Below are 12915 nucleotides of genomic sequence, written 5' to 3' on the forward strand. Positions count from 1 at the left end.
AACGTCACCTCCTGCGCCCTCCTGACATATGATATCTTGACTATATCAAAACCCATTCGTTTCAGATTCGCTCTCACCTTAGCAAGGAGGGTTACAATACTTGAAGGAGAAAGAATTTCAATCGAAGCCGCTGCTAACGAAAAGAGAAAGAGAAGTGTTCGAATTGCTCGTTCAAGATAAGACAACAAAGGAGATTGCAAGCGAGCTATTTATCAGTGAGAAAACCGTTCGAAACCATATTTCAAATGCCATGCAGAAATTAGGTGTGAAAGGGCGTTCGCAAGCCGTTGTTGAGCTTCTTAGAATGGGTGAGCTAGAGCTTTAATCCTTGCCGGTATTCCTTCTTTTCAGGAGGGAGCCGGTTATTGCTGTTTGTTTGAAAAGTTCCAAATTCCTATATTAAACCAGGATGATACGATATAAAACGAGATTTTCAATTTGCTTTCATTTGCCTAATGTCCCTCTATTTCTCGTCCCGCGAGTCTTGCATTTTCTTTAAAAAAGAAGGAAAATAGACACGGAACGCTTTTGTGCGTAAGAGATCCTTGAGTGAGGGATGGACAAATGACATCAAAACCTTTGGAGCATGTTGCGGACATTGAAAAGTCGCTCCGCCACATTGCCGCGATCATTAAACAAAAAGGAAGAGAAATCCTAAACCAATACGCGATCACGCCGCCGCAATTTGTCGGTCTGCAATGGCTTTATGAATTAGGAGACATGACAATCGGCGAACTATCGGGGAAAATGTATCTGGCATGCAGCACGACGACGGATCTCATCGACCGTATGCAAAAAAATGAGCTTGTCGAGCGGGTAAAGGATCCGGCGGACAGACGTGTCGTCAGGATACACCTTCTGCCTGAAGGGGAACGCATTATCCAAGAGGTCATTACAAAAAGGCAGGAATACCTGCGTGATATGTTCGAAACGTTTACAGATGAAGAAATAGCCATCTTCGAAAAATCATTGATGAAACTGCAGCATGAAATGAAGAGAAAATGAGGCGATTTTGTTGGAACAACCAATAGGAGTCATTGATTCCGGGGTTGGCGGGTTAACCGTTGCAAAGGAAATCATGAGACAGCTACCAAAAGAAAATATAATCTACGTAGGGGATACAAAACGGTGTCCGTACGGGCCGCGTCCTGAAGAAGAAGTGCTTCAATACACGCGGGAGCTGACACATTATCTGTTGAAAAACCACCACATTAAGATGCTGGTGATCGCCTGCAACACCGCGACAGCAATTGCACTGGAAGACATCCAGCGCGACGTTGATATTCCGGTGGTCGGGGTGATCCAGCCTGGTGCTCGGGCTGCGATAAAAGTGACGGAAAATCAGCATATCGGTGTAATCGGCACAGAAAACACCATTAAGAGCAATGCTTATGAAGAAGCCCTTCTGGCATTAAATGCCGAACTGAAGGTCGAAAATCTTGCCTGTCCGCTGCTTGTGCCGTTTGTGGAAAGCGGAAAGTTTCTGGACAAAACAGCAGACGAGATTGTCAAAACATCATTATCTCCGTTAAAAGATACATCGATTGACTCGCTGATTTTAGGCTGCACCCATTATCCTATTTTAAAAGACGCAATTCAAAGATATATGGGGGAGCATGTGAATATTATTTCGTCAGGCGATGAAACAGCCCGGGAAGTGAGTACGATTCTATCGTATAAAGGACTGCTGAATCAATCTCCGTTTACCCCAGATCATCAATTCCTGACTACAGGAGAACGGGATCAGTTTGCGAAAATAGCAGATGACTGGTTTGGCCATGAAGTAGGTCACGTAGAATGCATCTCTTTGCGAGAACCAATTAGAAGATAGTTTTGCCCGCAACGGCGTGTTGCGGGTTTTTTGTGTTTTTAATGGAATTCATCGGTCTATTTCCCGCTGAGGCTCGTATACATAGTAGTACAAACAGCCTTAGGAGGGAAAAGTATGCTGAAAAAAGGACCTGCAGTCATTGGTGCCACTTGTCTCACCTCTGCCTTGCTTTTATCCGGGTGCGGTTTATTTCAATCCGATAAGACAGCCGAGGAAATCGATCCGCCTCAAGACGTTACATACGTAAATGATGAAGCGGGGACCGATTCAAATACAACAGCAGCCGAAAAAACAAAAAATGAAAAAAGTGATACCGAAAAAGCGAATCAGGACTCTTCTACAGTGATGAGGGAGCTTTATCTTATTGATAAAAACGGTTATGTCGTTGCGCAAACGATGCCTCTTCCGAAAAGTGAAGGAACGGCTAAGCAGGCGCTTGAATACCTTGTGCAGGGCGGACCTGTGTCAGAGATTCTGCCGAATGGCTTCAGAGCCGTTTTGCCGGCTGACACAACTGTTAACGTAGACATCAAAAAAGATGGCACTGCTATAGCGGACTTCTCAAAGGAATTTAAAAACTATAAGAAGGAAGATGAACAGAAAATCGTTCAATCGGTGACGTGGACGCTGACTCAATTCAGTTCAATAGACAAAGTGAAGCTGAGAATCAACGGGCACGAACTTAAGGAGATGCCTGTAGGCGGCACGCCGATCTCAGACGATTTAAGTCGTAAGGACGGGATTAATTTGGAAACAGCAGGCGTCAATGATCTCACTGCTACACATCCGCTGACAGTCTACTATTTAGCGGAAACCGATGACAGTGAGTATTACGTGCCGGTAACGAAACGAATTGACAATTCTAAAACAGACGACATTACAGCGGCTATTAATGAACTGGCTGAGGGCCCGAGCAAGGCGAGCGGCCTGTTAACGGATTTCAGCGAAGATGTGAAATTGGTCAGTAAGCCGAAAATCAAAGATGGACGTGTAACGCTAGATTTTAATCAATCCATTTTCGGAAGCGCCGATGAAAAGACGAAAATGATTTCTTCAGAAGTGCTCAACAGCATTGTGCTGACTTTAACAGAGCAGCCGGATGTAAAAAGCGTATCCGTTAAAGTGAACGGAAAAGCCGAGCTTGTGAACGAAAAAGGCGAAAAGCTTTCAGAAGCGGTATCCAGACCGTCTCAAGTGAATACGGGTAGTTTTTAAATTGGAATTTTTGATATACTAGAAAGAAAGAGGTTAGCGTTCCGGCTGCCTCTTTCTTTATTCAATTCCGGGACAAAAATGGTTTATGTACATACAATCGGAGGTAAAACATGAGACATGATGGAAGACAACATGATGAGCTGCGTCCAATCACGTTTGATTTGGACTTTATCAGCCATCCGGAAGGGTCTGTTCTAATAACAGCGGGGAATACAAAAGTAATCTGCAACGCATCTGTAGAGGATCGCGTACCGCCGTTTTTGCGGGGTGGAGGCAAAGGCTGGATTACAGCTGAATACAGCATGCTGCCGCGGGCTACAAATCAAAGAACGATCAGAGAATCTTCCAAAGGGAAAATTTCCGGCAGAACGATGGAAATTCAGCGTTTGATCGGCCGCGCGCTTCGGGCAGTCGTTGATTTAGAGAAACTGGGCGAACGTACGATTTGGATTGACTGTGACGTCATTCAGGCGGACGGAGGAACGAGAACGGCTTCCATTACCGGAGCATTTCTTGCCATGGCGATTGCGGTTGGCAAGCTTCTTAAAGCAGGAACGATTAAAACAAACCCGCTCACTGATTACCTGGCAGCGATCTCTGTCGGAATTGATAAAGAGCAGGGAATTTTGTTAGATTTAAATTATGAAGAAGATTCTGCTGCTGAAGTTGATATGAATGTCATCATGACAGGCAGCGGCCGCTTTGTGGAGCTTCAGGGAACAGGGGAAGAGGCAACCTTTTCACGTGAGGATCTGAATGGGCTTCTCGGTCTTGCAGAAAAAGGCATTCAGGAACTGATTGACAAGCAAAAAGAAGTACTGGGCGATTCTCTTCCAGAACTGAAATAATGACAGAAAGGCTTGATCATCATGAAAGAAGCAATTATTGCAACTCACAATCCGGGAAAAGTGAAGGAATTTAAAGAAATCCTTGAGCCGAAAGGGTACGAGGTAAAATCATTAGCTGAAATCGGGTTTACAGATGAAATTGAAGAGACAGGCCATACGTTTGAAGAAAATGCGATTCTAAAAGCGGAAGCGGTGGCGAAAGCAGTGAACAAAATGGTGATTGCAGACGACTCCGGCTTGTCCGTTGATAATTTAGGAGGCCGTCCCGGCGTCTATTCAGCACGCTATGCAGGGGAACAGAAAGATGACCAGGCGAATATCGATAAAGTGCTGAGCGAGCTGAGAGGCATCGAAAAAGAACAGCGTACGGCACGTTTTCGCTGCGCGCTTGCCGTAAGTATTCCGGGAGAGGAAACAAAAACAGTCGAAGGTCATGTTGAAGGGTATATTGCCGAAGAGCCGAGAGGGGAATACGGATTTGGCTATGACCCGATCTTTATCGTCAAAGATAAAGATAAAACTATGGCTGAGCTGACAAGTGATGAAAAAAATAAAATCAGCCACAGGGCTGACGCACTTAAAAAGCTGTCGAAGCTGTTGGAGGCATAAGGGGGAGCTTATATATGAACGTGCTGATTATCAGTGACAGCCATGGGCTTGAAGAGGAGCTTCAGACCATAGCGAAACGTCATGAAGCGGATGTTGATCTCATGATTCATTGCGGAGACTCTGAGCTTGAAACCGGCCATCCGGCGTTAGAGCCTTATTCCGTTGTAAAAGGCAATTGTGATTTTTTCGGCGATTTTAAGGACGAGCTCCTGCTGACGGCCGGTTCCAAAAAAATATTGGTTACGCACGGTCACCTTCATGGTATTAAACAGACCTTACTAAACGTATACTATCGTGCAGAGGAGCTCGGAGCGGATATCATTTGCTTCGGGCATTCACACATCGCAGGAAGCGAAATGCTGCGCGGAAAACTGCTGATTAATCCCGGCAGCATCCGCCTTCCAAGAGTGCGCAGCACAGAAAGCTATGCTATACTGTCTTTAGAAAATGATACAGCAACAGTGCGTTTTTATAACCAAGCAGGCGATGAAATCATTGATTTGCAACACCGGGTAACCCTATGAAATATCACATGAGGAAGAAAATTTTCTTCCTCATGAAAAAAATTCTAAAAAACCGTTGACTTATCATTGTATCCCATATATAATAAATCTTGTCGCTGATAGTTAAAGCGAAAACAAAAAAACAAAACGTGTCCCAGTAGCTCAGCTGGATAGAGCAACGGCCTTCTAAGCCGTCGGTCGGGAGTTCGAATCTCTCCTGGGACGTACCAAGAAAAAACCTCAAATCCTTAAAGGATTTGAGGTTTTTGTTTATGATGATTTTTATTTATTTAACGTGTCATCATCCAGGTCGCGGACATTTCCTTCTTTATTCAGACGAGGTTCTTCTTTTTTCACAGTTTCGGAAATATGTTCGTTTTCTTCGACAGTCCGTTTTCCGACAACCACTTCATCCGTAACAACGGGTTTTTTTGTCACTTCAAGCTTTTCCTCAACGATAGGAACTCTGACCGTTTCTGAGTCATTTACGGGAGAAGCGTCTGCCGTGTTTTCATCCACCGGACGGCGTTCAACGTAAATTTCATCATGTCTTACCGGAATGTCCATATCTCTTTGTTCTGTTTTGACTTCTTTTCCGATTTCCACTTCTCCGGTTTGGATATCTTCTTTATCCACGTTCAGCTGTTCTTCTCGAAGCGGCATGGTTTTTTCTTCTTTTGTTGTATAATCTACTGTCTCATTTGTATTGGCAAAGCCGCCTGAAAGGGCATTGCCGTTATCAATAGTCGCATCTAAGTCTGCGTCTGTATCGACGGCTACGAGAAGCTTTCCGTCATCCAGATCCTCTTGATACTTGTCTATTTCATCATTTGAGATATCCAGGTCTGATAATGCTTTGCTGTGCGCGCCAGTATCATCCATTGTGAAATAATCTTTCAGTTTATCGAAAAAGGATTCAGAATCGCTATCATTTGCTTCAAGGGCTTGATTTACTTCTGTCCCTGTACGGGATTCGAGATAATCGGTATCCCGGCGATTTGTGACAACAGAAATATCGTCAGAATCATACCCCTTTGTTAGTAAGCCTTCAATCACTGCAATGGTCTCTTGTGGAGTTTCGTATACACCAACTACACTTTTTGTCATATTAATCTCCTCCTCTGTAAAAATAAAATTTTATCGTTCTTGTCGTCTTTAATTCCCGTTACGTTTTAAAATAAACAAAATAGAAAACACTTGGTGCAGCCAACAGCATTCAGGCGAAAGACAGGAGGAAATAAAAAAGATAGATAAGACAGAAACATAATCCCGCACTTATCTATCCTTTATATTTCACAATTCCTTTGTCATAAACACGCTGTTCGGATCTTCCATATAGTCTGCAAACGGCTGGCAATACCGGAAACCGAAGCTTTCATAAAGTTTTCTTGCCGGCTCGAAAGAAGTCATCGACCCCGTTTCCAAACTCAATCGCTGATAGCCGCGCCGCTTGGCTTCTTCTATAATGTGCTGAAGAACCTTGCTGGCAACGCCCTTTCTTAAATGGGAAGAAGAGGTTCGCATCGACTTAATTTCTCCATGCCGGCTGTCCAGTTCTTTTAGTGCTCCGCAGCCGGCCAATTCATTGCCGTCCCATGCGCTCCAAAATGTAATCTCAGGTTTTTTCAGCCTTTCTATGTCCAGGGCATGAATACTTTCAGCCGGAGACATGAGAGTCATGCTATGTAAATGCTCACTGACTAATTCGATCACTTGATGTCCGGTCAAATCATCTACTTTAATATGCAAAATGAATTCCTCCTCAAAAACCGTAACTCTGAACATACTTATCATTTATCTTAAAATATATCCTTTTTGCTTCCAAATAGTTAGATAGGAAACCTCACAGTCTATTAACATTATTTAAGATGAATAAATTAACAAGTGCCGAACATAGATGTTCGGCACCTGATGATATTTAATATCGAAATCCTCCGTGTACACCAGATGCTCCGCTGAATCCTCCGGCGTGCGTTGCGGGAATACTGAAACCGCCGCCATGGCCGCTATAGCCGGCACCTGAAAATTGCTGTCCGTAAAATCCTGAAGCATATGGAAATGAGGAGTACATAGCAGAGGGGGTGCTTAGCGGGCTGTATGCCTGGCTGTACGGCTGTCCGTATCCAAAGCCTCCAAATGGCTGATGGCCTTGCTGATAAAAGCTGGGAGCTGCCGGATAAAATGGCTGGGGAAAGCTTGGAAAACCCCCGGGGAATCCTTGGATGTCTGCTAATGATTTATTCATCTCGTATCACCTTTTCTTTGCAAGATAACACCAGTGTATGACGAAAAATAATGAAAGAGCCTATCCGAACTGAAATTGTTTTTTTGCCAGAAGATCTTTCATATATACGTCTCATCGAAACAAAAACACGTCATATTATATGACATGTTTATATGAAAATGAAAAATTCGAGTGTAAACTTGATAGATTAATAAAAAAATTACAAAAACTTTTATCTTTTGAAATGCCTTATATACCAATAATGAAAGCGTATACAGTATAGTTTGATTAATCTAAATTGTCTAATAATTTTAAAAAATGCTGTTGACACTGCGTCCAAAGCGGCGTAATATGAGTTCAACAAAAGATAAACACAAGTTTCACAAGCACAAATGATTGCAATATGATTCTGAAAAATGAAAAACAAACGATCTTCTTGGACGGCAGAAAAGCTGTTCAAGAGACTGAATATGAAAAGCGCAGATGAGGATAAGTAGCCTTGAAAAAGCTTTCCACAGAGAACCGGATTAGCTGAGAACCGGCGAAGCTTTACAAGGTGAACTCGCCTCAGAGTGCCAGTCTGAAATCATAGTAGGACTTGGCCGGGTGAACGATGATGTTTACTCGTTATTAAAACGGATAGGAATATCCATGAGACGGCCGTATAAAAGGCCGTAAACAAGGGTGGTACCGCGGAAAGAAGAGCCTTTTCGCCCCTTTTGGCTATCGCATTCACTGCGCGGCTGATTGTGGGCGGAAGGGCTTTTTTTATTGAATAATCAGCTGTAAAGCTAATAAATGATGATCTTTAGAGGATGAAAATCCAAAAGGAGGAACTAAAAATGGGGACTAATGTACAGGTGGATTCAGCATCTGCCAAATGTACACAGACGATGAGCGGAGCGTTAATGCTGATTGAATCATTAAAGAAAGAAAAAGTAGAAATGATATTCGGTTATCCGGGCGGAGCTGTACTTCCAATCTACGATAAACTGTACAATTCAGGAATGGTACATATCCTTCCCCGACACGAGCAAGGCGCCATTCATGCAGCAGAAGGATACGCGAGAGTTTCTGGAAAACCAGGGGTCGTTATTGCGACATCAGGACCGGGAGCGACAAACCTTGTTACTGGACTTGCGGATGCCATGATTGATTCACTGCCTTTAGTCGTCTTTACAGGGCAGGTGGCAACCTCCGTTATCGGCAGCGACGCTTTTCAGGAAGCGGACATTTTAGGAATTACAATGCCGGTTACAAAACACAGCTATCAGGTCCGCCAGCCGGAAGATCTGCCGCGCATCATTAAAGAAGCATTTCATATTGCGACAACGGGAAGACCGGGACCTGTACTAATCGATATTCCGAAAGATGTTGCAGCAATTGAAGGGGAATTCAGTTATGATCACGAGATGAATCTCCCGGGATATCAGCCGACAACGGAGCCGAATTATTTGCAGATCCGCAAGCTTGTGGAAGCCGTAAGCAGCGCAAAGAAACCGGTTATCCTAGCCGGTGCGGGCGTATTGCACGGAAAAGCGTCAGAAGAATTAAAAAATTATGCCGAGCAGCAGCAAATTCCAGTTGTACACACGCTTTTAGGACTTGGGGGTTTCCCGGCAGACCATCCGCTTTTCTTGGGGATGGCGGGTATGCACGGCACTTATACAGCGAACATGGCCCTTCATGACTGTGATCTTTTAATCAGTATCGGCGCCCGTTTTGATGACCGCGTCACAGGAAACCTGAAACATTTTGCGAGAAACGCAAAGATTGCCCACATTGATATTGATCCGGCTGAAATCGGAAAAATCATGAAAACACAAATTCCGGTTGTCGGCGACAGCAAAGTTGTCCTGCAAGAGCTGATCAAACAAAACGGCAAACAAGGCGACTCAAGCGAATGGAAAAAACAGCTTGCCGAGTGGAAAGAAGAGTATCCGCTCTGGTATGTAGACAATGAAGAAGAAGGCTTTAAACCTCAAAAACTGATTGAATACATTCATCAATTTACAAAGGGGGAAGCCATTGTCGCAACGGATGTCGGCCAGCATCAAATGTGGTCAGCGCAATTTTATCCGTTCCAAAAGGCAGATAAATGGGTGACATCAGGCGGTCTTGGAACAATGGGTTTCGGCCTTCCGGCAGCGATCGGCGCACAGCTGGCCGATAAAGATGCAACCGTGGTGGCGGTGCTTGGAGACGGCGGTTTTCAAATGACGCTACAGGAACTTGATGTTATTCGCGAATTGAATCTGCCGGTTAAGGTTGTGATCTTGAATAACGCTTGTCTCGGAATGGTAAGACAGTGGCAGGAAATTTTCTATGAAGAGCGTTATTCAGAGTCTAAATTCGCTTCGCAGCCGGACTTTGTCAAATTGTCAGAAGCATACGGCATTAAAGGCATCAGAATCTCCTCTGATGCAGAAGCGAAGGAAAAGCTGGAAGAGGCATTGACATCAAAAGAACCGGTTGTCATTGACGTTCGGGTCGCCAGCGAAGAAAAAGTATTCCCGATGGTGGCTCCGGGGAAAGGGCTGCATGAAATGGTGGGGGTGAAACCTTGAAAAGAATTATCACATTGACGGTGGTGAACCGCTCCGGCGTGTTAAACCGAATCACCGGTCTATTTACAAAAAGACACTACAACATTGAAAGCATTACAGTTGGACACACAGAAACAAGCGGCGTCTCCAGAATTACCTTTGTCGTTCACGTTGAAGGAGAAAATGATGTTGAACAGCTGACAAAACAGCTTAACAAACAAATTGATGTGCTGAAAGTCACTGACATCACAAATCAATCAATTGTCCAAAGGGAGCTGGCCTTAATCAAGGTCGTTTCCGCACCGTCAACGAGGACAGAGATTCACGGAATGATAGAGCCGTTCAGAGCTTCTGTCGTTGATGTCAGCAGAGACAGCATCGTTGTACAGGTGACTGGCGAATCTAACAAAATTGAAGCGCTGATTGAATTACTAAAACCGTATGGAATCAAAGAAATTGCGAGAACAGGTACAACGGCTTTTGCGAGAGGCACTCAGCAAAAGTCGTCATCCAATAAAACAATATCTATTGTATAAAACAAAACAAGGGAGAGATTGAAATGGTAAAAGTATATTATAACGGTGATATCAAAGAGAACGTATTGGCTGGGAAAACAGTAGCGATTATCGGTTATGGCTCACAAGGGCATGCACACGCGCTGAACCTGAAAGAAAGCGGAATTGACGTGATTGTCGGTGTCAGACAAGGAAAATCTTTCACTCAGGCGCAAGAAGACGGACATCGAGTATTTTCAGTAAAAGAAGCTGCGGCTCAAGCTGAGATCATTATGGTTCTTCTTCCGGATGAACAGCAGCAAAAAGTATATGAAGCTGAAATCAAAGATGAGCTGACTGCAGGCAAATCATTGGTCTTCGCTCACGGATTTAACGTTCATTTCCACCAAATTGTTCCACCGGCAGATGTTGACGTATTCTTGGTAGCGCCTAAAGGTCCTGGACATTTGGTCAGAAGAACCTACGAACAAGGAGCAGGCGTACCGGCGTTGTTCGCGATCTATCAGGATGTGACAGGTGAAGCGAAAGATAAAGCTTTGGCATACGCAAAAGGAATCGGCGGAGCAAGAGCAGGCGTTTTGGAAACGACATTTAAAGAAGAAACAGAAACGGATCTGTTCGGTGAGCAAGCTGTACTTTGCGGAGGATTAACTTCCCTTGTAAAAGCTGGATTTGAAACATTAACTGAAGCTGGTTATCAGCCGGAACTTGCATACTTTGAATGTCTTCATGAGCTGAAATTGATCGTTGACCTTATGTATGAAGAAGGCTTGGAAGGCATGAGATACTCTATTTCTGACACTGCTCAATGGGGAGATTTCGTATCCGGGCCGCGTGTTGTAGACGCAAAAGTAAAAGAATCAATGAAAGAAGTCTTAAAAGACATCCAAGACGGAACATTTGCTAAAGAATGGATCGTAGAAAACCAAGTAAACCGTCCTCGTTTCAACGCAATCAATACGAGCGAAAACGAACATCAAATCGAAGTGGTGGGAAGAAAGCTTCGTGAAATGATGCCGTTTGTCAAACAAGGCAAGAAGAAGGAAGCGGTGGTCTCCGTTGCGCAAAATTAATTTTTTCGATACGACGCTTCGTGATGGTGAACAATCCCCTGGAGTAAACTTAAATACACAGGAGAAACTTGCCATAGCAAAGCAGCTCGAAAGACTCGGGGCAGATATCATTGAAGCGGGATTTCCCGCTTCGTCCCGAGGTGACTTTTTAGCTGTGCAGGAAATCGCAAGAACCATAAAAAATTGTTCTGTGACAGGTCTTGCCCGCTGTGTAAAAGGTGATATTGATGCTGCATGGGAAGCGTTAAAAGACGGTGCTCAGCCAAGGATTCACGTATTCATTGCCACATCGGACATTCATTTAAAACACAAGCTGAAAATGACGCGTGAACAGGTGATCGAAAGAGCGGTTGAAATGGTGAAATACGCAAAAGAGCGTTTCCCAATTGTTCAATGGTCTGCTGAAGATGCCTGCCGAACTGAACTGCCGTTTTTAGCGGAAATCGTAGAAAAAGTGATTGACGCAGGGGCTAGTGTCATCAACCTTCCGGATACAGTCGGCTATTTGGCTCCGGCAGAATACGGGAATATCTTTAAATATATGAAAGAGAACGTTCCAAACATTCATCAAGCAAAGCTGTCAGCTCACTGCCACGATGATTTGGGAATGGCAGTCGCCAATTCTCTCTCAGCGATCGAAAATGGCGCTGATCAAATTGAATGTGCGATTAACGGAATTGGTGAAAGAGCCGGAAATGCTGCATTAGAGGAAATTGCAGTTGCCCTTCATATCAGAAAAGATTTCTATCAAGTCGAAACAGGCATTACGCTAAATGAAATAAAACGCACTAGTGATTTAGTAAGCAAGTTCACAGGTATGGCTGTTCCTCGAAATAAAGCGGTAGTGGGCGACAATGCATTTGCTCATGAATCAGGCATCCACCAGGACGGCTTCTTAAAAGAAAAATCAACATACGAAATTATTTCACCAGAGCTTGTCGGTGTAACGGCAGATGCGCTTGTCCTAGGCAAGCATTCAGGACGCCATGCATTTAAAGACCGGCTGACTGCATTGGGATTCCAATTTGATAGTGAAGAGATTAATAAGTTCTTTACGATGTTTAAAGAGTTGACTGAGAAGAAAAAAGAAATCACTGATGAGGATCTTGTCTCTCTTATTTTAGAAGAAAAAGTAACAGACCGCAAGATTGGGTATGAATTTCTTTCTCTGCAAGTTCATTATGGAACATCTCAGGTCCCTACGGCTACGGTTTCTTTGAAAAATCAAGAAAACGCCCAGCTTATTCAGGAAGCGGCAACAGGAGCCGGAAGCGTGGAAGCGATATACAATACCCTTGAACGCTGTATTGATAAAGATGTGGAGCTCTTAGACTACCGCATTCAGTCCAATAGAAAAGGCGAAGACGCATTTGCCCAGGTTTATGTAAGAGTAGTAGTAAACGGAAAAGAATCAGCAGGGCGGGGCATAGCGCAAGACGTATTAGAAGCTTCGGCGAAAGCCTATCTGAACGCAGTCAACCGTCAATTGGTTTTCCAGTCTAATATGAACGGACTGCAAAACCATACAGCTGTCGGATCATAAAAGAAAGG

14 protein-coding genes, 1 tRNA gene and 1 other annotated feature are annotated in these 12915 nt (G+C 44.0%); of the genes, 12 read left to right on the plus strand and 3 right to left on the minus strand.

Annotated features, from left to right (window positions below):
• Window positions 1-100 precede the first annotated feature (100 nt).
• The 8 genes from gerE to UJ203_RS01360 all read left to right on the plus strand — a co-directional run bounded on the left by gerE (window position 101) and on the right by UJ203_RS01360 (window position 5231).
• Window positions 101-325 carry a spore germination transcription factor GerE gene (gene gerE, locus UJ203_RS01325; protein WP_003184172.1) on the plus strand — a complete coding sequence of 75 codons (225 nt, stop codon included), beginning with the start codon at window positions 101-103 and terminating at the stop codon, window positions 323-325.
• A gap of 239 nt (window positions 326-564) precedes the next feature.
• Window positions 565-1005 carry a MarR family winged helix-turn-helix transcriptional regulator gene (locus tag UJ203_RS01330; protein WP_003222521.1) on the plus strand — a complete coding sequence of 147 codons (441 nt, stop codon included), beginning with the start codon at window positions 565-567 and terminating at the stop codon, window positions 1003-1005.
• Between the two features lie 7 nt (window positions 1006-1012).
• Window positions 1013-1831, plus strand: coding sequence for a glutamate racemase (gene racE, locus UJ203_RS01335; RefSeq protein ID WP_101863452.1), 819 nt, complete (start codon window positions 1013-1015; stop codon window positions 1829-1831).
• A gap of 114 nt (window positions 1832-1945) precedes the next feature.
• Complete coding sequence (locus UJ203_RS01340) at window positions 1946-3046, plus strand: GerMN domain-containing protein (protein WP_024122394.1); 1101 nt, start codon at window positions 1946-1948, stop codon at window positions 3044-3046.
• 110 nt (window positions 3047-3156) lie between these two features.
• Entirely contained in the window at window positions 3157-3894 is a 738-nt protein-coding gene (gene rph / locus UJ203_RS01345) for a ribonuclease PH (RefSeq protein ID WP_044154054.1), read from the plus strand.
• Between the two features lie 12 nt (window positions 3895-3906).
• Complete coding sequence (locus tag UJ203_RS01350; RefSeq protein WP_101863450.1) at window positions 3907-4503, plus strand: XTP/dITP diphosphatase; 597 nt, start codon at window positions 3907-3909, stop codon at window positions 4501-4503.
• 14 nt (window positions 4504-4517) lie between these two features.
• Window positions 4518-5027, plus strand: coding sequence for a YfcE family phosphodiesterase (locus tag UJ203_RS01355; protein WP_305934549.1), 510 nt, complete (start codon window positions 4518-4520; stop codon window positions 5025-5027).
• Window positions 5028-5157: 130 nt separating this feature from the next.
• Window positions 5158-5231: transfer RNA gene (locus UJ203_RS01360), tRNA-Arg, on the plus strand.
• A 57-nt stretch (window positions 5232-5288) separates the two neighbouring features.
• On the opposite strand, the gene UJ203_RS01365 is transcribed toward UJ203_RS01360, so the two are convergent.
• The 3 genes from UJ203_RS01365 to cotQ form a co-directional block, all read right to left on the minus strand.
• Window positions 5289-6113, minus strand: coding sequence for a YsnF/AvaK domain-containing protein (locus UJ203_RS01365; protein WP_322008453.1), 825 nt, complete (start codon window positions 6111-6113; stop codon window positions 5289-5291).
• Between the two features lie 186 nt (window positions 6114-6299).
• Complete coding sequence (locus UJ203_RS01370; RefSeq protein ID WP_248337246.1) at window positions 6300-6755, minus strand: GNAT family N-acetyltransferase; 456 nt, start codon at window positions 6753-6755, stop codon at window positions 6300-6302.
• 169 nt (window positions 6756-6924) lie between these two features.
• A complete protein-coding gene (cotQ, locus tag UJ203_RS01375) occupies window positions 6925-7251 on the minus strand; it encodes an inner spore coat protein CotQ (protein ID WP_106022193.1) in 327 nt (108 codons plus the stop codon).
• Between the two features lie 450 nt (window positions 7252-7701).
• Window positions 7702-7951, plus strand: a binding site (T-box leader).
• A 121-nt stretch (window positions 7952-8072) separates the two neighbouring features.
• Here cotQ and ilvB point away from each other — a divergent pair.
• Genes ilvB through UJ203_RS01395 form a run of 4 tightly spaced genes read left to right on the plus strand, consistent with a single transcriptional unit; the run spans window position 8073 to window position 12907 of the window.
• Entirely contained in the window at window positions 8073-9797 is a 1725-nt protein-coding gene (gene ilvB, locus UJ203_RS01380; protein ID WP_105990267.1) for an acetolactate synthase large subunit, read from the plus strand.
• Window positions 9794-10312, plus strand: coding sequence for an acetolactate synthase small subunit (ilvN, locus tag UJ203_RS01385; RefSeq protein ID WP_024122385.1), 519 nt, complete (start codon window positions 9794-9796; stop codon window positions 10310-10312). The genes ilvB and ilvN overlap by 4 nt, the downstream gene beginning before the upstream one ends.
• Window positions 10313-10335: 23 nt before the next feature.
• Window positions 10336-11364 carry a ketol-acid reductoisomerase gene (gene ilvC / locus UJ203_RS01390; protein WP_024122384.1) on the plus strand — a complete coding sequence of 343 codons (1029 nt, stop codon included), beginning with the start codon at window positions 10336-10338 and terminating at the stop codon, window positions 11362-11364.
• Window positions 11351-12907, plus strand: coding sequence for a 2-isopropylmalate synthase (locus UJ203_RS01395; RefSeq protein WP_024122383.1), 1557 nt, complete (start codon window positions 11351-11353; stop codon window positions 12905-12907). Before ilvC ends, UJ203_RS01395 begins: the two co-directional genes overlap by 14 nt.
• The last annotated feature ends 8 nt before the right edge of the window (window positions 12908-12915 follow it).

The sequence above is a fragment of the Bacillus sp. V26 genome (assembly GCF_034296245.1).
GTDB lineage: Bacteria > Bacillota > Bacilli > Bacillales > Bacillaceae > Bacillus > Bacillus halotolerans.